General features: G+C 70.9%; 20 protein-coding genes. 10 read left to right on the forward strand and 10 right to left on the reverse strand.

Annotation, left to right across the window (positions count from 1 at the left end; genetic code table 11):
- Positions 1 to 15: 15 nt before the first annotated feature.
- Positions 16 to 642 carry a MerR family transcriptional regulator gene (locus ACZ69M_RS42400; RefSeq protein ID WP_470058692.1) on the reverse strand — a complete coding sequence of 209 codons (627 nt, stop codon included), beginning with the start codon at positions 640 to 642 and terminating at the stop codon, positions 16 to 18.
- 161 nt (positions 643 to 803) lie between these two features.
- Here ACZ69M_RS42400 and ACZ69M_RS42405 point away from each other — a divergent pair, with 161 nt between their 5' ends.
- The 4 genes from ACZ69M_RS42405 to ACZ69M_RS42420 all read left to right on the forward strand — a co-directional run bounded on the left by ACZ69M_RS42405 (position 804) and on the right by ACZ69M_RS42420 (position 4,517).
- Entirely contained in the window at positions 804 to 2,363 is a 1,560-nt protein-coding gene (locus ACZ69M_RS42405) for a flavin-containing monooxygenase (RefSeq protein WP_470058694.1), read from the forward strand.
- The gene (locus ACZ69M_RS42410; protein WP_403689011.1) at positions 2,360 to 3,289 is read left to right on the forward strand and encodes an alpha/beta fold hydrolase; all 930 of its coding nucleotides are present in this window, start codon (positions 2,360 to 2,362) and stop codon (positions 3,287 to 3,289) included. The genes ACZ69M_RS42405 and ACZ69M_RS42410 overlap by 4 nt, the downstream gene beginning before the upstream one ends.
- Positions 3,286 to 4,170 carry an SDR family oxidoreductase gene (locus ACZ69M_RS42415; RefSeq protein ID WP_470058551.1) on the forward strand — a complete coding sequence of 295 codons (885 nt, stop codon included), beginning with the start codon at positions 3,286 to 3,288 and terminating at the stop codon, positions 4,168 to 4,170. The genes ACZ69M_RS42410 and ACZ69M_RS42415 overlap by 4 nt, the downstream gene beginning before the upstream one ends.
- An 86-nt stretch (positions 4,171 to 4,256) precedes the next feature.
- Positions 4,257 to 4,517 (forward strand): hypothetical protein, encoded by a 261-nt coding sequence (locus tag ACZ69M_RS42420; protein WP_319749014.1) that lies wholly within the window; start codon positions 4,257 to 4,259, stop codon positions 4,515 to 4,517.
- Positions 4,518 to 4,678: 161 nt separating this feature from the next.
- Here ACZ69M_RS42420 and ACZ69M_RS42425 read toward each other — a convergent pair whose 3' ends face one another.
- A complete protein-coding gene (locus ACZ69M_RS42425; protein ID WP_470058553.1) occupies positions 4,679 to 8,104 on the reverse strand; it encodes a S41 family peptidase in 3,426 nt (1,141 codons plus the stop codon).
- A 165-nt stretch (positions 8,105 to 8,269) separates the two neighbouring features.
- Here ACZ69M_RS42425 and ACZ69M_RS42430 point away from each other — a divergent pair, with 165 nt between their 5' ends.
- Positions 8,270 to 8,857 (forward strand): TetR/AcrR family transcriptional regulator, encoded by a 588-nt coding sequence (locus tag ACZ69M_RS42430; RefSeq protein ID WP_470058555.1) that lies wholly within the window; start codon positions 8,270 to 8,272, stop codon positions 8,855 to 8,857.
- Between the two features lie 112 nt (positions 8,858 to 8,969).
- Positions 8,970 to 11,195 (forward strand): MMPL family transporter, encoded by a 2,226-nt coding sequence (locus tag ACZ69M_RS42435; protein WP_470058557.1) that lies wholly within the window; start codon positions 8,970 to 8,972, stop codon positions 11,193 to 11,195.
- A 65-nt stretch (positions 11,196 to 11,260) separates the two neighbouring features.
- Here the strand turns inward: ACZ69M_RS42435 and ACZ69M_RS42440 are convergent, their stop codons facing one another.
- Positions 11,261 to 12,733 (reverse strand): purple acid phosphatase family protein, encoded by a 1,473-nt coding sequence (locus ACZ69M_RS42440; RefSeq protein WP_470058559.1) that lies wholly within the window; start codon positions 12,731 to 12,733, stop codon positions 11,261 to 11,263.
- 220 nt (positions 12,734 to 12,953) lie between these two features.
- On the opposite strand from ACZ69M_RS42440, the gene ACZ69M_RS42445 reads away from it, so the two are divergent.
- On the forward strand, positions 12,954 to 13,076 hold the full coding sequence (locus ACZ69M_RS42445) for a hypothetical protein (RefSeq protein ID WP_470058561.1): 123 nt from the start codon (positions 12,954 to 12,956) through the stop codon (positions 13,074 to 13,076).
- Positions 13,077 to 13,078: 2 nt separating this feature from the next.
- Entirely contained in the window at positions 13,079 to 14,089 is a 1,011-nt protein-coding gene (locus ACZ69M_RS42450; RefSeq protein WP_470058563.1) for a helix-turn-helix domain-containing protein, read from the forward strand.
- 213 nt (positions 14,090 to 14,302) lie between these two features.
- Here ACZ69M_RS42450 and ACZ69M_RS42455 read toward each other — a convergent pair whose 3' ends face one another.
- From ACZ69M_RS42455 to ACZ69M_RS42480, 6 genes are all read right to left on the reverse strand, one after another.
- Positions 14,303 to 15,475: a serine hydrolase domain-containing protein gene (locus ACZ69M_RS42455; protein WP_470058565.1), complete on the reverse strand. Its 1,173-nt coding sequence runs from the start codon at positions 15,473 to 15,475 to the stop codon at positions 14,303 to 14,305.
- 67 nt (positions 15,476 to 15,542) lie between these two features.
- Positions 15,543 to 15,989 carry an organic hydroperoxide resistance protein gene (locus ACZ69M_RS42460; RefSeq protein ID WP_352044306.1) on the reverse strand — a complete coding sequence of 149 codons (447 nt, stop codon included), beginning with the start codon at positions 15,987 to 15,989 and terminating at the stop codon, positions 15,543 to 15,545.
- Positions 15,990 to 16,114: 125 nt separating this feature from the next.
- Positions 16,115 to 16,594 (reverse strand): MarR family winged helix-turn-helix transcriptional regulator, encoded by a 480-nt coding sequence (locus ACZ69M_RS42465; protein WP_470058567.1) that lies wholly within the window; start codon positions 16,592 to 16,594, stop codon positions 16,115 to 16,117.
- 10 nt (positions 16,595 to 16,604) lie between these two features.
- Positions 16,605 to 17,366 carry an energy-coupling factor ABC transporter ATP-binding protein gene (locus tag ACZ69M_RS42470; protein ID WP_352044308.1) on the reverse strand — a complete coding sequence of 254 codons (762 nt, stop codon included), beginning with the start codon at positions 17,364 to 17,366 and terminating at the stop codon, positions 16,605 to 16,607.
- Positions 17,354 to 18,115, reverse strand: coding sequence for a cobalt ECF transporter T component CbiQ (gene cbiQ / locus ACZ69M_RS42475; RefSeq protein ID WP_450482407.1), 762 nt, complete (start codon positions 18,113 to 18,115; stop codon positions 17,354 to 17,356). The genes ACZ69M_RS42470 and cbiQ overlap by 13 nt, the downstream gene beginning before the upstream one ends.
- A gap of 1 nt (position 18,116) precedes the next feature.
- Entirely contained in the window at positions 18,117 to 19,160 is a 1,044-nt protein-coding gene (locus ACZ69M_RS42480) for an energy-coupling factor ABC transporter permease (protein ID WP_470058569.1), read from the reverse strand.
- A gap of 225 nt (positions 19,161 to 19,385) precedes the next feature.
- On the opposite strand from ACZ69M_RS42480, the gene ACZ69M_RS42485 reads away from it, so the two are divergent.
- Positions 19,386 to 19,742 (forward strand): SsgA family sporulation/cell division regulator, encoded by a 357-nt coding sequence (locus tag ACZ69M_RS42485; RefSeq protein WP_470058571.1) that lies wholly within the window; start codon positions 19,386 to 19,388, stop codon positions 19,740 to 19,742.
- A gap of 84 nt (positions 19,743 to 19,826) precedes the next feature.
- Here ACZ69M_RS42485 and ACZ69M_RS42490 read toward each other — a convergent pair whose 3' ends face one another.
- Complete coding sequence (locus tag ACZ69M_RS42490; RefSeq protein WP_470058573.1) at positions 19,827 to 19,982, reverse strand: hypothetical protein; 156 nt, start codon at positions 19,980 to 19,982, stop codon at positions 19,827 to 19,829.
- Between the two features lie 163 nt (positions 19,983 to 20,145).
- Between ACZ69M_RS42490 and ACZ69M_RS42495 the strand changes: the two genes are divergently transcribed.
- Entirely contained in the window at positions 20,146 to 20,409 is a 264-nt protein-coding gene (locus ACZ69M_RS42495) for a hypothetical protein (protein WP_470058575.1), read from the forward strand.
- The last annotated feature ends 326 nt before the right edge of the window (positions 20,410 to 20,735 follow it).

Below are 20,735 nucleotides of genomic sequence, written 5' to 3' on the forward strand. Positions count from 1 at the left end.
GCCCGTGACGGTCGTCTACGAGCCGTAGTCCCGCAGCCGCCGGTCCAGGGCCATCGACACTTCCGCCTCCACCACGCTCTTCGCCAGGGGGCGTAGGCGTTTGAGGTCCTCGGTGGTGCGGTTCTCCGTGAGGACGATGCGGGCGAAGAGGTCGGCGAGGGCGTCGGCGTGGTCGCGGACGCGGCGGGCGGCGGTGAGGACGTCGGCCAGGGGGATGCCCTCGCGGACCAGAGCCGCCGAGACGTCGAGCAGGCGGCGGCTGATGTGGACGATCTCGCCGCCGTCGGTGCCGAGATAGCCGAGGTCGAGGGCCGCGGCGAGGTTCTCCGGGGTGGCCTGGCCGGCGAAGGCGTCGGCCAGCTCCTCGGGGGAGAGGCGGACGGGGGTCTCCTCGGTGGGCTCGCCCAGGCCGAGGAGTTCGCCGACGTCACGGCCGTGGTCGAAGGCCTCGGCCAGCTCCGCGATGCCGCTGAGGGTGTGGCCGCGTTCGAGCAGCGCCGAGATCGTGCGCAGGCGGGCCAGGTGCGTGTGGTCGTACCAGGCGATACGGCCCTCGCGGCGGGGCGGCGGTATCAGCTTGCGCTCCCGGTAGAAGCGCAGGGTGCGCACGGTGATGCCGGCCTCCTTGGCCAGCTCCTCCATCCGGTACTCACGCTTCTCCGCCACGTGCGAAACCCTACGTCGTACCGTCGGTAACTTTCGTGGTCGCAACCCTACCCATCAGTACGGAGCTGCTCTACGCTCCCACTGCGCCAGTGTTCACTGGCAGAGTCGGGCGGCTAGGGAGGCGTGGGATGGTCGGGATGACCGAGCACGAGCATGTGCGCGTCGCGGTGATCGGGTCCGGGTTCGGCGGTCTGGGGGCCGCGGTGCGGCTGCGCCGCGAAGGGATCACCGACTTCGTCGTCCTGGAACGGGCCGCAAGCGTCGGGGGTACGTGGCGGGACAACAGTTACCCGGGGTGCGCCTGCGATGTGCCCTCGCACCTGTACTCGTTCTCGTTCGCGCCCCACCCCGACTGGCCGCGCACCTTCTCGGGGCAGGAGCACATCCGGGCCTACCTGGAGCACGTCACCGACGTCTTCGGGCTGCGCCCGCATCTGCGCTTCGACTCCGAAGTGAAGATGATGACGTGGGACCAGGAGAAGCTCCGGTGGGGGATCGAGACCAGCCGTGGCTTCCTCACCGCCGATGTCGTCGTGTCCGCGACCGGGCCGCTCTCCGATCCCAAGATCCCCGACATACCGGGGATCGACTCCTTCCCCGGCAAGGTCTTCCACTCGGCCCGCTGGGACCACGACTACGACCTGCGCGGCAAGCGCGTCGCCATGATCGGCACGGGCGCCTCCGCCATCCAGATCGTGCCCGCCATCCAGCCCGACGTGTCCCGGCTGACCCTCTTCCAGCGCACGCCGCCGTGGGTGATGCCCCGGGTCGACCGTGCCATCACCGGTGCCGAACGGTGGCTGCACAAGCAGCTGCCCTTCACCACACAGGCCCGGCGCGGACTGCTGTGGGGGATCAGGGAGCTGCAGGTCCAGGCGTTCACGAAGCGTCCCGACGAGCTGGGTCTCGTCGAGCGGCTGGCCAGGCGGAACATGGCACGGGCCGTCCGGGATCCGGAGCTGCGGGCCAAGTTGACCCCCGACTACCGGATCGGGTGCAAGCGGATCCTGCTTTCCAACACCTACTATCCGGCGCTCACCCGGGCCAACGTCGACGTCGTGGCCTCCGGGCTCGCCAAGATCGACGGCTCCACGCTCGTCGCCGCCGACGGCAGCACGGCCGAGGTCGACGCGATCATCTTCGGTACGGGCTTCCACGTCACCGACATGCCGATCGCGGACCGGGTCGTCGGAACGGAGGGCAGGACGCTCGCGGAGGTGTGGCGCGACGGCATGAAGTCGCTGCGCGGGGCCACCGCGGCCGGATTCCCCAACTGGATGACGATCATCGGTCCCAACACCGGGCTCGGGAACTCCAGCATGATCCTGATGATCGAGTCCCAGCTGAACTACATGGCCGACTACGTGCGGCAGTTGGACGTCCTGGGCGGACGCGCGGCTCTCGACGCGCGCCCCGACGCTGTGGAGGGCTGGAACGACAAGGTCCAGAAGCGGATGCTGCGCACCGTGTGGAACACCGGCGGCTGCACGAGCTGGTACCTCGACGCGAACGGCCGCAACACCACCATCTGGCCCGGCACGACGACCGAGTTCCGTAGCGCCACCCGGCGGGTCGACCTGGGAGAGTACGAGGTGCTGCGCGCCCCCGGGCCGAACACATCCGGGCCGCGCACACCCGAGTCGCGCACCAAGAACCCCGGCACAAAGGGTGCCGAGAAGGTGGAGGCGGGAGCGTGAGTCGACTGACGCATGTGGAGCACGGGGCGTACGCGCCGCCCGCGCCGGCGCGTGAACTGACCGCCGTCTCCGCCGACGGCGCCCGGTTGCACGTGGAGGTGCACGGTCCCGAGGACAACCCGGCCGCGCCTGTCGTCGTCCTCGCGCACGGCTGGACCTGTTCGACCGCCTTCTGGGCCGCGCAGATACGGGACCTCGCCGTCGACCACCGGGTGATCGCGTACGACCAGCGCGGGCACGGCCGCAGTCCCGCGAGCGAGACGTGCACCGCGGACGCGCTCGCCGACGACCTGGAAGCCGTGCTCGCGGCCACGCTCGCCCCCGGCGAGAAGGCCGTGCTCGTCGGGCACTCCATGGGCGGGATGACGCTGATGGCGGCCTCGGCGCGGCCGCGTTTCCGGGAGCACGCGGTGGCGGCCCTGCTGTGCAGCACGGGCAGTTCGCGACTGGTGGCCGAGGCGCGGGTGGTGCCGATGCCGGCCGGGTGGCTGCGGACCCAGGTGACCAAGAGGATCCTCGGGTCGGCCGCGCCGCTCGGGCCCGTCACCCCGCTCGCCCGGCGGATCCTCAAGTACGCGACCATGGGCGCCGGTTCGTCACCGGGCATGGTGGAGGCGTGCGCGCGGATCGTGCACGCCTGTCCGCGCACGGTGCGGCACGCCTGGTCGAAGGTGCTCGACCTGCTCGATCTCGACCACGGCGTACGGGCGTTGGCGGTGCCGACGGCCGTGGTGGTGGGTACGGCGGACCGGCTGACGCCCGTGGTGCACGCACGCGCCCTGGTCGCGGCCCTGCCGAACTGTGTCGGCGTCACCGAACTGACCGGGCTCGGGCACATGACACCGGTGGAGGCGCCGGAACTGGTCACTGCCCGCATACGCGAACTCGTCTCCACCTACGCAGAGATCAAGGAGGGCAGCGCATGACCAAGGTGAGCCTGGAAGGGCAGGTCGCGGTCGTCACGGGGGCCGCGCGGGGCGTCGGCGAACTCCTCGCCCGCAAGCTCTCCGCGCGCGGTGCCAAGGTCGCGCTGGTCGGTCTGGAGCCGGACGCGCTCAAGCAGGTCTCGGACCGGCTGCACGGCGAAAGCGGCTTCTGGCATGCCGATGTCACCGACCACGAGGCGATGGCCCAGGTCGCGGCCGAGGTGAAGGAACGGTTCGGGAAGGTCGACATCGTCGTCGCCAACGCCGGTGTGGCGAACGGCGGTCCCTTCGTCGAGTCCGATCCCGTCGCCTGGCGGCGGGTCATCGAGGTCAACCTCATCGGATCGGCGGTCACCGCGCGGGCGTTCCTGCCCGTGCTCATGGAGAGCCGGGGGTATCTGCTGCAGATCGCCTCGCTCGCGGCCATCACCCCGGCGCCGATGATGACGGCGTACTGCGCGTCCAAGTCGGGCGTGGAGGCGTACGCGCACAGTCTGCGTGCCGAGGTCGGCCACAAGGGCGTACGGGTCGGGATCGGTTACCTGTCCTGGACCGACACCGACATGGTGCGCGGGGCCGATCAGGACGAGGTGATGCGGGAGTTGAGGCAGCGGCTGCCGTGGCCGTCCAACAAGACGTATCCGCTGGGGCCGGCCGTCGACCGTATCGTCGCGGGGATCGAGCGGCGGTCCGTCCACGTGTACGCGCAGTGGTGGCTGCGCGGGATGCAGGGCGTCCGGGGCTACCTCCCGGGGATCATCGGGGCGGTGGGACAACGGGAGATGCGGCGGTTCGAGCCGCGGCTCAAAGGCGTGAGTACGGGGCTCGTGGGTGCCGGCGGGGCGGCCGACGAGCAGCGCCAGCAGGGGATATCACCGTGAGTGAGTGATCGAAATGCGTGCGTAGTCCGTGCGTGTAAGTCTGGTCGAGCCCGATCCCCCTCACCCACAAATGGGAGTGAAACCTCATGGGCAAGAAGGACCAGATGCAGAACAAGGCCGAGCAGATGAAGCAGCAGGGCAAGAAGAAGATGGGCCAGGACATCGGCCACGAGAAGGCCCGTCCCGGCGAGCACTCCCCGCAGCCGGGTGCCCGCACCTCGCAGCAGGGCGCGCGTTCCCCGCAGTCGGGTGAGCGCTCCCCGCAGAGGGGCGACCGGACGATCCCGGAGGCCGAGCGCATGCAGCGTGAGGCGAAGGACCGGCTCGACCAGGACTACGACGTCTGACGGTTCGCTGCGCCGGCTTAGGCCGAGTTGTGGGGCGCCCCTGCTTGTTGGGGGCGCCCCACGCTTTTGGTTGGCGTCGGGGGTGCGTGGTCGGGTGCGGGTTTGATGTGGCTGGGCGCGCAGTTCCCCGCGCCCCTTGCAGGGGCGCTTTCCCCGCCCCCCTATTGAGATCGTGGGGGGAGTTTTGGTCTTGATCTGTCGGGGGCGTTCGAGTAGTCGGGTGGGGAGGCTGCGTGGTGGGTGGTCAGGAGGTCCAGGGCCAGTTGGATGGCGGTGTCCATTTCGGTGTGGTGGCCCTCCGCCCAGTCCAGGGGGGTGCGCAGGACCGCCAGGTCCGGGGGAACGCCCTGGTTCTCGACGGACCAGCCGTACGCGTCGAACCAGGCCGCGTTCATCGGCACCGTGATCACCGTGCCGTCGCCGAGGCGGTGACGGCCGGTCATGCCGACGACTCCGCCCCAGGTGCGCTGGCCGACGACGGGGCCGAGTTTCAGCAGCTTGAACGCGGCCGTGATCATGTCGCCGTCGGAGGCGGTCGCCTCGTCGGCGAGGGCGACGATCGGACCGCGCGGGGCGTTCGAGGCGTACGACACCGGCTGGGCGTTGCGTGTCAGGTCCCAGCCGAGGATCGTGCGGGTGAGTTTCTCCACGACGAGTTCGCTGATGTGGCCGCCCGCGTTGCCGCGCACGTCGACGATCAGTGCGGGGCGCGAGACCTCGAGGCGCAGGTCGCGGTTGAACTGGGCCCAGCCCGAGCCGCCCATGTCCGGGATGTGGAGGTAGCCGCACCGGCCCCCGCTCAACTCCCGCACGACCTCCCGGCGTTTGGCCACCCAGTCCTGGTAGCGCAGGGGGCGCTCGTCGATCAGCGGGACCACGGCCACCCGGCGTGAGCGGCCCTCGCCTGCTTCAGGGGTGAACGTGAGCTCCACCGTCGTACCGCCCGCGCCCGCGAGGAGGGGATAGGGGCCGGTGACCGGGTCGACCGGGCGGCCGTCGACGTGGGTGAGGACCGCGCCCTCGCGGATGCCGGTACCGGCGAGCGGTGAGCGTGCCTTGGAGTCGGAGGAGTCGCCGGGGAGGATCCGCTTCAGCGTCCAGCCGCCGTCACGCCGGACGAAGTTGGCGCCGAGCAGGCCCTGCCAGCGCTGGTAGTGGGCGGGGCCCTCGTTGCGGCGGGCAGCGGCGACGTACGCGTGGGAGGTGCCGAGTTCGCCGAGGACCTCGCGCAGGAGGTCGGCGAAGTCGTCGGGGGAGGCGACCCGTTCGACCAGCGGGCGGTACTGGGCGAGCACACCGTCCCAGTCGATGCCGCACATGTGGGGTTCCCAGAAGTAGGCGCGGGTGAGGCGGCCCGCTTCCGCGTAGGCCTGGCGCCACTCGGCGGGCGGGTCCACCTCGTGGATGATGCGCCGCAGATCGATCCAGACCGTCGAGTCGGAGTCTCCGGCCTCGGTCGAGGGGACCGCTCGCAGGTCGCCCTCGTCCACGACGACCAGCCGGGAGCCGTCGCCGCTGACCGCGAACCAGTCCAGGTGCTGGACGAGTTCGGACTTCTTCGCCTTGCTGATGTTGAAGAACTCCAGCGTCGGGCGGCCGGAGGTGTCGTCGGGGTTGACGAAGGTCTCGCCGAGGGCGCCCGAGATCGGCCAGCGCAGCCAGACCAGGCCGCCGCCCGCGACCGGGTACAGCGCCGAGTACTTGGAGGCGGTGACCGGGAAGGGGGTCACCCGGCTCTCCAGGCCTTCCAGTTCGACGCTCACGGCGCCGTCCGCGCTCTCGTCCTCGATCGGGTCCAGGCCTCCGGCGACCGGCCGCCCGTCGGGGTTGAGCGCGAAGGGGGAGGGGGTGGCGGAGGACAGCGGGACGAGGTAGGGGCGGCAGCCGAGCGGGAAGGAGAGGTCGCCGGTGTGGACGTCGTACACCGGGTCGAAGCCGCGCCAGGAGAGGAAGGCGAGGTAGCGGCCGTCGCGGGTGAACACGGGGTTCTCGTCCTCGAAGCGGCCGTTGGTGACGTCGACGATGAGCCGGTCCTTTATGCGCGCGATCTTGATCTGGCGCAGGGAGCGGCCGATCCCCGGGTGCGACCAGGTCAGCCAGGCCCCGTCCGGGGAGAAGGCGAGGTCCCGGACCGGCCCGTTGATCGAGGTGATCAGCTCAGTGACCTCGCCTCCTCCCGACTCGGCCGGTGAGGTGTCCTCGGACTCCGGTTCCGAGGGGGTGCTGTCGGGCTCCGTCCGGTCGGCTTCCTCGGGCTCCGCCCGGGACGGGGACGTGTCCCCGGACTCCTCCGTCGCGTCGAGGATCAGCAGGCGTCCGTCGTTCGAGGCGATCGCGAGGCGTTCGCCCTGCGGGTCGGAGACCATCTCCAGCACGCGCCCCAGTTCGCCGGAGGCGAGCCGGCGCGGCTCGCGCTGGCCGGAGGCACGGGGGAGGAAGGCGATCTCGACGGCGTCCTCGCCGTCCGCGTCGGTGACGTAGGCGATCCGACCGCCGGAGCCGAGCATCTCGGGGAGCCGGACGCGTACGCCGGGGGTGTCCGCGATGGTGCGCGCGGGGCCGTCGCGGTGGGTGAGCCAGTGCAGGCTGCCGCGTACGACGACGGCGCTGGCCCGGCCCGTCTCGTCGATCGAGAGACCGTCCACGTGCTGCGCCGCGGGCACCTGGTACGTACGGCGTCCCGCGCGTGGACCTCCGAGGCGGACGTCGAGGCGGCGCGGGACCGAGTCCGGGGACAGGTCGTCGACGATCCACAGGTCCCCGGCGCACTGGTAGACGACCCGGGTGCCGTCACTGGAGGCGTGCCGGGCGTAGAAGGCGTCGTGGTCGGTGTGGCGGCGCAGGTCCCCGCCGTCGTACGCGCACGAGTACAGGTTCCCGATGCCCTCGTGGTCGGAGAGGAAGGCGATACGCCCGCCGACGAACATGGGGGAGTCGAGGTGGCCGTCGAGATCGGCGAGCAGTCGCCGTCCGTGCAGCCAGAGCCGCCCGGTGGCGCCGCCCCGGTAGCGCTTCCAGGAGGCGGGCTCGTGCGGCGGGGTGCCGGTGAGCAGGAGTGTCTTGTGTTCGCCGTCGAGGTCGGCGACCTGGATGGCGGAGACCGGGCCCCAGGGCAGCGCGCCGCCGGGGTCGCCGTCGGTGGGGACCTTGTAGGCCCAGGTGAAGTACGAGAAGGGCTGGCCGTGGGAGGCGACGGCGAGGATGTCGCTGTGCCCGTCCTTCTCGGGCGGCGACCAGCCGCAGACCTGGGTGTCCGCGCTGCCCCAGTAGGTGAGCCGGCGGGAGGGGCCGCCGTCCACCGGCACCAGATGGATCTCCGGCACGAGGCTGCGCCAGCTCGTGTACGCGATCAGCCGGCCGTCGGGGGAGAAGCGGGGGTGGCCGACCTTGGTCCGGTCGACGGTGAGCCGCCAGGCGCGGCCCGGCCCGTCGAGGGGGGCCATCCACAGGTCGTCCTCGGCGGCGAAGCAGAGATGGTCGCCGCTGAGATGGGGGAAGCGGAGATAGCCGGATGCGTTGCCCCCGGTGGTCGCGTTGTCCCCGGGGGGCGCATGGTCAGTGGTCGCCTTCTCATACGCGTCGCTCACCTACCCATGCTTTTCCTCCCGGAGGCCCCTGGCAACTTGTGAGTAGGTGTCCTTTCGGGAGGGCGTGACCCAGCACACGTACGAAACGGTTTCGTTTCGCTTGATCTCGGGGTATCTTCATAGGTGTACGAAACAGTGTCGTCCGGAGCAGAGAAGGTGAGTGGGATGGCTGAAGCCGCAACGGTGCGCCGCAGTCGGATCACCCCCGAGCGTGAGGCCGAGCTCTACACGGCCGTGCTCGAACTGCTCCGGGAGGTCGGCTACGACGCCCTGACCATGGACGCCGTCGCCGCCCGTACCCGGTCGAGCAAGGCCACTCTCTACCGCCAGTGGGGCGGCAAGGCCGAGCTCGTCGTCAAGGCGCTGCGGCACCAGAAGCCGACCGCCGGCGGCGTCGACACCGGATCCCTGCGGGGCGACTTCCACGCGATGGCGCGCCGTGAGGACGACTGCCAGATGGAACAGAACTCCGCGCTGATGCGGGGTCTGGCCACGGCGACCCATGAGAACCCCGATCTCCTGCGCGCGTTCAGGGAACTGATCATCGAGCCGGAGATCGAGGAGCTGGACGCGATGTTGCAGCGCGCCGTCGACCGGGGTGAGATCCGTGCGGACAACCCCGCGAAGGACTATGTGCTGCACATGGTGATCGGCGCCTTCGCGGTCCGCAGCATCATCGACCAGCAGCCGCCGACCCAGGACTTCCTCACCTCGTACATGGACGCCGTGATCCTCCCCGCTCTCGGCGCCTGAGCCTGCCCGACCTTCAGTAACGCCTACGTGCACCTGACGCGACCGCTCACGTCGTCGGGCTGATCTCCCTTGCCCAGCTGCCAGCAAACGACCTGACCGGGAGTACGCCCTCGTGGCCACATTCCTTTACAAACTCGGCCGATTCGCCTTCAGGCGACGCCATTTCGTCGCCCTCATATGGGTGGCCCTGCTGACGCTGGCGGGTGTCGGCGCCGCCTCCGCGCCCACCGCGGGGGCGTCCTCTTTCTCGATCCCGGGCACCGAGGCGCAGAAAGCTTTCGACCTGCTCGAACAGCGCTTCCCCGGAATGAGCGCCGACGGCGCGACCGCCCGTGTGGTCTTCAAGGCGCCCGCCGGCGAGAAGATGGGCGACAAGGCCAACAAGGCGACCGTCGAGAAGACCGTCAAGGCGCTCGGCGACGGCTCCGAGGTCACCTCCGTCTCCGACCCCTTCAAGTCCCACGCGGTGAGCAAGAACGGGTCGGTCGCCTACACCTCGGTGAAGTACAAGGTGTCCGGCATGGAGTTGAAGGACTCCTCGAAGACCGCCCTGGAGGAGGCCGCGCAGCAGGCGCGGGACGCCGGGCTGAGCGTCGAGGTCGGCGGTGACGCGCTCCAGGCGACGCCCGAGACCGGGTCGACCGAGGTCATCGGTATCGCGGTCGCCGCGGTCGTGCTCGTCATCACCTTCGGTTCGCTGATCGCGGCCGGGCTGCCGCTGCTGACCGCGCTGGTCGGCGTCGGTATCGGCGTCTCGACGATCACGGCGCTGGCGAACGCGCTGGACCTGGGCACCACCACCTCCACCCTGGCGATGATGATCGGCCTCGCGGTCGGCATCGACTACGCCCTCTTCATCGTCTCCCGCTACCGCGCCGAACTGGCCGAGGGCCGGGAGCGCGAGGAGGCGGCCGGACGGGCCGTGGGCACGGCGGGTTCGGCGGTCGTCTTCGCCGGTCTGACGGTCGTGATCGCGCTGGTCGGTCTGTCGGTCGTGAACATCCCGATGCTGACGAAGATGGGGGTCGCGGCGGCGGGCACGGTCGCCATCGCGGTACTGATCGCGCTGTCGCTGATTCCGGCCCTGCTGGGTTACGCGGGCCGCAAGGTCCAGCCCGCGGGCAAGAAGAGCAAGCTGCTCGGCGGCGGGCGCGCCGCGAAGAAGGAGGGCAAGCCCAACATGGGCACCCGCTGGGCGAGCTTCGTCGTGCGCCGGCCGCTCGCCGTGCTGGTGCTCGGTGTGATCGGCCTGGGCGCCGCCGCGCTCCCGGCGGCCTCGCTCGAACTGGGTCTGCCCGACGACGGTTCGCAGCCGACGTCGACCACGCAGCGCCGGGCGTACGACGCGCTGTCCGACGGCTTCGGTCCCGGCTTCAACGGTCCCCTGATGCTCGTCGTCGACGGCAAGTCCAGCGACGACCCCAAGGCCGCGGCCACCAAGGTCACCAACACGGTCAAGGACATGAAGGACGTCGTGTCGGTCAGCCCGGCGGCGTTCAACAAGGCCGGGGACACCGCGACGATCACGGTCATCCCCGACTCCAAGCCGTCCTCCGTCAAGACCGAGAACCTGGTGCACGCCATCCGTGACGCGGGCGGCAGCATCACGGCGAAGACCGACGCGAAGGTGCTGGTCACCGGTACCACCGCGATGAACATCGACTTCTCGCAGAAGCTGAACGACGCGCTGATCCCGTATCTCGCGCTGGTCGTCGGCCTCGCCTTCCTCCTCCTGATCGTGGTCTTCCGCTCGATCCTGGTCCCGCTGAAGGCGGCGCTCGGCTTCCTGCTGAGCGTGATGGCGGCACTCGGCGCGGTCGTCGCCGTCTTCCAGTGGGGCTGGCTGTCCGGCCTCCTGGGCGTCGAGGAAACCGGCCCGATCATGTCGATGATGCCGATCTTCATGGTGGGTGTCGTCTTCGGTCTCGCGATGGACTACGAGGTGTTCCTCGTGACCCGGATGCGCGAGGCGTACGTCCACGGGGAGAAGCCCCACCAGGCGATCGTGACCGGGTTCAGGCACGGCGCACGGGTCGTCACGGCGGCCGCGGTCATCATGATCGCCGTCTTCTCCGGCTTCATCGGCTCCAGCGAGTCGATGATCAAGATGATCGGCTTCGGCCTCGCGATCGCGGTCTTCTTCGACGCGTTCGTGGTCCGCATGGCGATCGTCCCGGCGGTGCTGGCCCTGCTCGGGAAGAAGGCCTGGTGGCTGCCGAGGTGGCTGGACCGGGCGCTTCCCAACGTGGATGTCGAGGGCGAGGGCCTGCGCACGGCGGAGGAGAAGGGCCGCGGCGACGGGGGCCGGGACGAGGACCGGGAGCTGGTACGGGTCTGAGGCCTGACTGACCGGCTGTCTGGCTGAGATGGTGAGGGGCACCCTGCGTTGTTGCAGGGTGCCCCTCACTGCAAAGGGCCGGTGACGCCGGACAGGTCGCGGACGGTCACGCTGTTGCGGTCGGTGACCGAGCGGCCGAGGGCGTGGTGGGGCCACAGGCCCCCGGCCACCCGGCGGCTGCGCTCGGCCCACTCGCGGGCGGGGGCACCGCCGGGCTTGTAGTGGTTGAGGGCGAAGCCTCCGGAGTGGATCCGTAGCAGGCAGAAGCCCCCGGGGTAGTCCTTGACGGCGCTGACCTCCTGCTGGGTGACGTGCGGCGCTTGCGGCAGGACGGTGCGTTTGTTGCGGTGGGTGTGGCCCGCGTGGTGGAGGAAGACGCCCGGGGCGGCGGCGTAGGCGTCGAGGATCGCGCGCGCCTGGCGGCGGTCGAGGCGCTGCCCGCGGCCCATGGGGAAGACGGAGTCCCGCACGGCCAGTGGATGGTGGCCGAACACCACGGTCGGCTGGTCGCCGCGCTCCTTCAACCGGGCCCGGAACCAGGAGAGTTGCTCGGCGCCGAGCCCGCCCGCGTCACCGCCGGCGCCCTCTTTCTCGTAGGTGTCGAGGCCGATGATCCCCAGCCCGCCGAGGTCACGGGCGAAGTAGGCGGGCCCGTCACCGTCGTGGAAGGTGTCGAGGAAGGCGTCGTGGAAGGCGGCACCGGGCTGGCCGGGCCGGTCGTGGTTGCCGCGTACGACGAAGTAGTCCTGCCCGTGGGTGCCGAAACCGTCCATGATCCGCCTGGCCTCGGCCAGGTCCCGCGGGGCCCCGCCGGCCGAGACGTCCCCGGCGGCCAGCAGCAGGTCCGCCCCCCGCCGACGCGCCTCCTCGACCAGGGCCCGGCTCATGGTCTCCGGGTACGGCGCGAGCCCCGGTGCCTGCGACACCCCGCGTATCAGGGGGATCCCGGCCACCAGGCCCGCGGCGGTCTCGCCGAGATGCAGGTCGTTGCAGAGCGCGATGGACAGGAGATGGCGGCCGGGCGGGGGCTGGGGCGTGGTGAAGGAGTACGGGCCGCCGACGGAGCCGAGCCCGTGGAGGGAGGTGCCGACGGCGTTGCCGCGCACGAGGTGCAGGGGTGTGGGTGTGGCGGCCACGCCCCGCGAGCCGGCCCGGTAGTAGTAGGTCTGGCCCGGTTCCAGGTCCGTGAGCTCCACGTAGTGGTGTGCGGTGGGCCCGTCCTCGGCCGCGGTGCGGTTCAGCCGGGCGGGGTGGGTGCCGTAGACGACCTCGCCCTCCGTCACCGCGGGCAGCGGATGACCGAACCCGTCGTCGGTGCCGGGTATGCCGGTGTACCAGGTGATGACGGCGCGGTCCTCGGTGAGGGTGACCAGTTCCAGGTGGACCGCGATCAGGGAGTCGGGGTGCCGGCGGCCCGCCCTGCGCGCGGCGGCGGTCCGCAGCAGGGCGGGGACGAGGAGGGCGCCGGAGCGCAGGACGTCGCAGGGGGAGGGGAGAGCCGACAGGGCGGCGAGGGGAGCGGGGAGACAGCAGCGCATGCCGGGTAGGTGCCCCCCGGCAGTGAACGGCGGCCGTGGTGGCGGGGGCGGCACCAGGTATGGGGCGCGACAACTCGGCCCGCCAGCGCCGCCCCGGCTCGGAGCCGGGTCCCGGACCCGTGGCAGCTCCGAATCCTCGAACTACGCTATGGCATCATCCGGTCTCAGGCTCTCTCACCAGGGGAGTCGCCGGCCTTCGTCGAACAAGCCTGGGGGAACTGTGAGCACTTCGGAACTCCACTGGTTCAAGAGCGGCCACAGCAGCGGTCCCGAGGCCGGCGGCCGCGTCGGGGCAGCCGCCGCCACCCGGGGGCGGTTCGTGGCGCACGTGTCCGTCCGCTGACCGTGTTGCAGGAGTCGGTCTTCAGATCCGCGGACCTGCCGGTCGGTGACCGGTTCGAGGCGTGGACGCAGCGCATGGGCCGTACGCACGCGCCCATGCAGCTGGCCAGCGACCGCGCGGCGGACTACCGCGCGCACCAGCGCATGATCGGACTGGGGGAGGTCGTGGTCTGGCCGGCGACCTTCGACCATCTGGTCTTCCGTCGGACGCCGAAGCTGATCCGCCAGTCCGATCCCGAGGTGTACCACCTGTCCCTCCTGCTGAGGGGAGAGGGAGCGGCGGTCTGGGACAGACAACAGGCCGCGTACCGGGTCAACGACATCCACACGAACTGTTCCTCGCGGTCGTACGAGATACACACCGGCGCCGACCCGGTCAGCCTCGTGGGAGTCGAGATCCCGCGGTCGCTGGTGGCGCTGCCCGCGAACCGGGCCGACCAGGTGATCGGCAGCCGGATCTCGGGCCGTGAGGGAGTCGGCGCGCTCCTGGCGCAGTTCCTCGTCCAGCTGGCCTCGGACACCGGCTCCTACCAGTCGTCGGACGGACCCCGGCTGGGAACGGTCCTCGCCGATCTGGTCACGGCCGTCTTCGCGGGCGCCCTGGACGCCGAGGCCCTGCTGCCGCCGGAGACCCGCGGCCGGAGGCTGACCCTGCGCATCAAGGCGTTCATCCGCCGGCATCTGGGCGACCAGGAGCTGACCCCCGCCCGGATCGCCGCCGCGCACCACATCTCGCGCAGCCATCTGTACCGCCTCTTCCAGGCCGAGGGCCTCACCGTGGCCTCCTACATCCGCGATCAGCGGCTGGAGAACGCCCGCCGCGACCTCGCCGACCCGGCACTGCGCGCGACGCCGGTCCATGCCGTCGCCGCCCGCTGGGGCTTCCCCCGCGCCGCCGAGTTCACCCGGGCCTTCCGTGCCGCCCATGGCGTCCCGCCGAGTGAACTCCGGAGGCAGGCGGTGGCCGAGGAGCGTGAGGTACGTACGGAAGGCCGTGGACGCTGCGCCAAGTAGGTGGCGACTGTGAGCCAACGACAGGCGGGCGGTCGGCCGCGCATTCTGGTGATCGCCGCGCGGCGAGGGACGGGCGGACCGGAAGGGGCGGGCCAGGATCGCGGGGGTGTCCTGGCACGGCCCTGGCCGGATCGACTACGCCGCGGCCCCGTCCGGACCTGCTACGACGCGGTCCCGAGCCGTTCGGCTACGACACGCACCCGGCCCGCTCGGCTACGACGACAGCGCCGACCGTACCGCCCGGACCAGTGCCTGCGCCCGTGGATCCGCCGTCACCGTCTTGCGGAAGCCGTTCGTGATGTAGCCGAAGGCGATGCCCGACTCGGGGTCCGCGAAGCCCAGGGGGCCGCCGCGGCCGGGGTGGCCGAACGAGGCCGGGCCCAGCAGCGGGGAGGCCGTGCCGTGGAGCATGTAGCCGAGGCCGAAACGTGTGGTGATGACCAGGGTGCGGTCCGGTCCCGCGGACGCCTCGGCGCGGGCCAGGTCGACCGTGGCCGGGGTGACCAGCCGGGTGCCGTCCAGCTCGCCGGTCAGGGCGGCGTAGAAACGGGCGAGACCGTCGGCCGTGGCGATGCCGTTCGAGGCGGGGAGGGCCGCCGCGCGATAGGCGGGGTCGTTGTCGTCGGGCGGCGGGGTGATCGCGGCGAAGGCGCGGACGGTCGTCGAGTCCGGGTCCATGTAGGCCTCGGCCACCGACCGCTTCGGGCGGGTGCGCAGGGCGCTCGACGGCTCGGGCGCGTCGACTCGGCCCGCGCGGCCCACCCGGTGGGCCTCGGCCCGCGGCAGGCCGACCCAGAGGTCCAGGCCGAGCGGGGCGGCGATCTCCGTCGCGATGAACTCGCCCACGCCCCGGCCGCCGGTGACGCGGCGGACCAGTTCGGAGAGTATCCAGCCGAAGGTGTGGGGGTGGTAGCCGTGGTCCGTGCCCGGCTCCCAGAGGGGGGTCTGCGCCGCGATCGACTCGGCCGTACGGTCCGGGTCCGCCGCCTCGGCCGGCGTCAGCGGCGCGTCGACCACGGGCACGCCCGCCCGGTGCGACAGCACATGCCGGACCAGGAGGTGTTCCTTGCCCCGAGCCTTGAACTCGGGCCAGTACTTCCCGACCGGTGCGTCCAGGTCCAGCTCGCCGCACTCGTGCAGCATCAGGAGTACGGCGGCCCCGACACCCTTCGTCGCCGAGTGCATGACGTGGGCCGTGTCGTGCTCCCAGGGCGCCGAATCGGCCGTACCGTCCACGTCCCGCGTGCCGCCCCACAGGTCGACGACCTTGCGCCCGTGCCGGTACACGGAGACCGCCGCACCCCGTTCCCCGAGCGTCTCGAAGTTGCGTGCGAACGCTTCCCTGACCGGCTCGAAGCCCTCGGCCACTTCGCCGTTCACGTTCACGTCCGTACTCCCTGTCGCCCGGCCACCCTCAACAGTGGGTGTAACACACACGCGGAAGGCTCGATTCCTAACCGAGCAGGATCGTGACCTCGATGTTGTTCCGGGTCGCGTTCGAGTACGGGCAGACCTCGTGCGCCGCGTCCACGAGCTTGGTCGCGACGTCCTGGTCGAGGACGGGCAGCGAGACGCTCAGGGCGACCGCGAGGCCGTAGCCGCGCTGCTTGTTGGGTCCGATGCCGACCTTCGCGGCGACGGTGGAGCCGGTCAGGTCCAGTCCGGCGCGGCGGCCCACCAGCACCAGCGCGTTGTGGAAGCAGGCGCTGTACCCGGCCGCGAAGAGCTGCTCGGGGTTGGTGCCGTTGCCGTCACCGCCGAGCGCGGGCGGCATCGCGACCTTCAGCTCGATCTGGCCGTCCTGGCTGGTGACGTAGCCGTCCCGGCCGCCGTGCGCGGTGGCCTCGGCGACGTACATGATCTTCGTCGGGCGGGTGTCGACAGCGGTGCCGTCGATCATGGCGGGACCTCCCCCAGGACGGAAAACACAGGAGTGCGCAAGTACATCGTGCACAAGGTACCGGCCGGTACGGAGGGTGTGCCTGCCAGGGGGCAGAAACCGTCGGTAACCCCCGCCCGGGCAGGTCAGCGCCCGCGTCCCGCCGCACCCTCCGCGCGCTCGGCCAGCCCCCACAGCTCCTGCCGCAGCCTGGCCACCTCGTCCCCGGCGAGGCCGGTCGACGCCAGCAGTGCCCGCGGTACGCCCGCCGCGCGCTCCCGCAGCGCCGCACCGCGCCCGGTGACCGCCACCAGCACTGACCGCTCGTCGCGCGGCGAGCGGTCACGGTGGACCAGACCGGCCGACTCCAGGCGCTTGAGCAGCGGCGACATCGTGCCGTAGTCCAGCCGCAGCGCGCCCGCCAGCTCCTTGACCGTGGTCTCGCCGCGCTCCCAGAGGAACAGCAGGACGAGGTACTGCGGGTAGGTGAGGCCCAGCTCCTCCAGCAGCGGGCGGTACGCGGCGGTCACCGCGCGCTGGGCCGCGTACAGCGCGAAGCACAACTGGTCGTCGAGGAACAGCGACCCGGCCGATCCGAAGTCCTCTTGGTCCCCTTGTTTCGTCACGCGCCCATTGTCACGGAGTACGCACAGCTGTCGAGCGCGGATCGAAACCGAAGGGCAGCTCCAGTCGGTGGGTGCGCATCAGCTCGTCGTCGGAGAGCAGTTCGCCGGTCTTCCCGTCCGCCGCGATCGCGCCGTCGCTCAGGATCAGCGCCCGGGGGCACAGTTCGAGGGCGTACGGCAGGTCGTGCGTGACCATGAGGACGGTCACGTCCAACGACCGCAGGATGTCGGCGAGTTCGCGGCGTGAGGCCGGGTCCAGGTTGGAGGACGGCTCGTCGAGGACGAGGATCTCCGGTTCCATCGCGAGGACGGTCGCGACGGCCACCCGGCGTCGCTGCCCGAACGACAGATGGTGCGGGGGACGGTCGGCGAAGTCCGCCATGCCGACCCGCTCCAGGGCCGTACGGACGCGGTCCTCCAGCTCGGCGCCCTTGAGGCCCGACGCGGCCGGCCCGAAGGCCACGTCCTCGCGCACGGTCGGCATGAACAACTGGTCGTCGGGGTCCTGGAAGACGATGCCGACCTTGCGCCGGATCTCCGCCATGTGCCGCTTGCCGACCGGGAGTCCGGCCACCGTCACGGTTCCGGCGCCGCCGGTCAGGATGCCGTTGAGATGGAGGACGAGCGTGGTCTTGCCCGCACCGTTCGGGCCGAGCAGCGCGACACGCTCGCCGCGTCCGATGCGGAAGTCGACGCCGAAGAGGGCCTGGTGGCCGTCGGGGTAGGCGAAGGCCAGTCCGGCCACTTCAAGAGAGGGGGTCACAGGGTCCATCCCAGCAGGCAGACGACAAGGGCGGCGAACGGGAGGGCGAGGGCGTACGACCACTGCGCCCGGGACGCGGTCACCTCGTCGATGACCGGCATCGAACCGGCGTATCCCCGGCTCACCATGGCGAGGTGGACACGCTCCCCGCGCTCGTAGGAGCGGATGAACAGCGCGCCCGCCGACTTCGCGAGGACGCCCCAGTGCCGTACACCCCGGGCCTCGAAGCCCCGCGACTCCCGCGCGATCCGCATCCGCCGCATCTCGTCCGTGATGACATCGCCGTAGCGGATCATGAAGGAGGCGATCTGCACGAGGAGCGGGGGCAGCTTCAACCGCTGGAGCCCCAGCAGCAGTTCGCGCAGTTCGGTCGTCGAGGCGAGGAGCACGGAGGCGGCGACGCCCAGGGTGCCCTTGGCCAGAACGTTCCAGGCGCCCCACAGGCCGTTCACACTGAGCGACAGACCGAGGACGTCCACCCGCTCGCCCTGCGCCACGAACGGCATGAGCACGGCGAAGGCGACGAACGGGATCTCGATCAGCAGCCGCTTGAGCAGGAAGGCGGCCGGCACCCGGGCCTTGTACGCCACCGTCGCCAGCAGCGTGGCGTACAGCGCGAAGGCCCACATCGCCTCGCGCGGGGTGGAGACGACCACGACGACGAAGGCGAACGTCGCGGCGAGTTTGGTGTGCGGAGGCAGGGCGTGCACAGGGGAGTGCCCGTGCCGGTAGAGCCGGTGGGCGTGACCCGCGCCCACCTCAGGCCACCTGCGAGGGGGAGACGTCGGCGGTGCGGCGCCTGCGCACCGCCCAGAAGATCCCCGTGCCCGCGACGACGGTGACGCCGACGCCGATCACGCCCGCGAGGCCGCCGGAGATCCGGGCGTCGGAGATGTCCTTGACGCCGTACCCGGCGAGCGGGGAGTCCTCGGTGTGGTGTTTCTTGGTGTTCTGGTCGATGCCCTGGTCCTTGGCGACCTTCTCCAGGCCGTCGGGGCTCGCGGAGGCGTAGAAGCTGACGAAGCCCGCGAGGACGAGGGAGGTGACGAGGCCGACCGCCCACACCTTGCGGCGGGAGGTCCGGGCGGCCACGGGGACGGCGGCGGTCGCGGGTGCGTCGACCAGTTCGCCGCCGACGCGCAGCTTCAGCCGCTGCTGCAGACCGCGGGCCCCGTACACGAGGTCAGGTCGTACGGCGATGACCGCGCCGACCGTGAGCGCGGTGATGGTGGCCTCGCCGATGCCGATGAGGACGTGTACGCCGATCATCGCGGTGGCGACCTTCGTGATCGGGACGTCGGTGGTGCCGCCGAGGGCGTAGATGAGGGTGAAGGCGACGGCGGCGGCCGGGACGGAGAGGAGCGCGGAGACGAAGGCCGCCACGGTGATGGAGCGCTTCTTGCGCGGCAGGACCTTCACCAGGCCCCGGAAGACGGCGTACGAGACGACCGTCGTGACGATCGCCATGTCGGTGATGTTCACGCCGAGTGCGGTCAGGCCGCCGTCGGCGAAGAGGATGCCCTGCATCAGCAGGACCACGGAGACACAGAGGACCCCGGTGAAGGGGCCGACGAGTATCGCCGCGAGCGCACCGCCGAGCAGATGTCCGCTGGTCCCGGCGGCGACCGGGAAGTTCAGCATCTGTACGGCGAAGATGAAGGCGGCGACCAGGCCGGCGAGTGGCGCGGTCTTCTCGTCGAGTTCGCGGCGGGCGCCCCGCAGGCTCACGGCGATGGCGCCGGCGGCGACCACTCCGGTGACCGCGGAGACCGGGGCGTTGATGAATCCGTCAGGCACATGCACCGTTCGATGATAGTGCCTTGTTGCGAACAGCTTGCAAGAGCGAGGGGCCCATGAATAGCGGCGGGGCGGTGACGCATGGCGAGGGCTGATCCGGGAACCCGGTGGACGGATCCGGGAGCCCGGTGGATAAGGGAGTCCGTGGGCGAAATCTCCGAAATGTGCGACATTGGAGAGGTGGCGGATTCATGTATTCCCCACAGGTAACGCAGCGCAAGGAGTCGGTTCATGTCCGCCGTCGAACAGTACGCACGAGCCCACATCGTCACCGACACGGCAGACTCCGCCGAGGACGAACACCAGGTCGTCCCGGTGGCCCTCAGTTACGACCCCGACGCTGATCCCCGCCAGGTTCACATGACGCTGCCCGGCCCCCACGAGTGGGTCTTCCCCCGGGAGCTCCTCGAACGGGGCCTGCGTGGTCCGGTCGAGTCCGGCGGCGTGCGTGTGTGGCCGTGCGGCCGGGTGCAGGCGGTCGTGGAGTTCCACTCCGCGCAAGGCGTGTCGGTGGTGCAGTTCGACTCGAAGGTCCTGATCCGCTTCCTGCGCCGCACGTACACAGCGGTGACTCCGGTGGCTCACTGACGATCGGTCCACCCCGCGTGCGGCGTCGCTCCGTGTGCGACATCGGCGCGTGTGCGGTATAGCCTGCGCGGCGTTTTGTCATGTCTAGATCAAATTCGGGCTCCGTGTCGAGGTGGCGCACATTTCGAAGAGCTTCTCTCGACAGTCGACGGCAAGCGCGTGCTCCTGCGCGGCGAGGCCGACCGGCGCGACCTGTCGGACCCCGACGACCGGCTCATCCTCCGCATTGAGGTGGCTCACGCGTGCCGCTCCTCCGGCGACTCGTCACGACGGCTGAAGAGCGCCCTGAAGGGCAAGGCCCGCGAGGACAACTGTGGCTCACCGACGGCGACTTCACGACCCTCGAGTTCCACGCCATGCGCGCCGTCGTCCTCAAGTGGATGAAGGTGGACACGTCCCGGGCATGGACATGGAAGACGAGTGGGTGGTGCTGGTGCCGGCGGAGGGGGCCGGAGTGCGGCTCGCGCTCCATGGCCGGGCACGCACCGCGTTCGCGTGGCTGACGACAGCCCGGCCCGCATGGTCCCGAAGCCACCGGGTGCGGTGGGGCCCGCTGCTGGAGGCGGGCGAGGGGCCCGCCGACCTCTCCCCCGTGCCGCTCGCGGGGCTGCACGGCGGGCCCGGCCTCCGTCCTGATCGGGACGGAGCGGCGGCGGCTCAGCGGTGAGGGAGTGCCGCCCGGCGCCGAGGGTGACTCCCTGGGGCCCCGGGATCGGTGGGGTGCGGAAGAAGCGGAAGATCATATTCCGGGACGTTCTATGACGTCGGTCACGGTGCCCCACCAACCAACCTGCACGCTTAGTAGACGAGGCATGGCGGACATCTGAGGATTTGTCCGTCTTGGCCCGGATGTGGATCCCGCCGCGCGTCCCGGGATTCCGCCCGGTCGGCCCGCACGCCTGTTGCCGTGTGAGGTAAGGCTTCTGACGCCGCGACAGCTTTCCTCCTGCCGCCATGTGCGGACCCGAGACCCGTGGGCACTGCCCTGGCGAG

This window comes from Streptomyces sp. NPDC107454, from assembly GCF_055582885.1.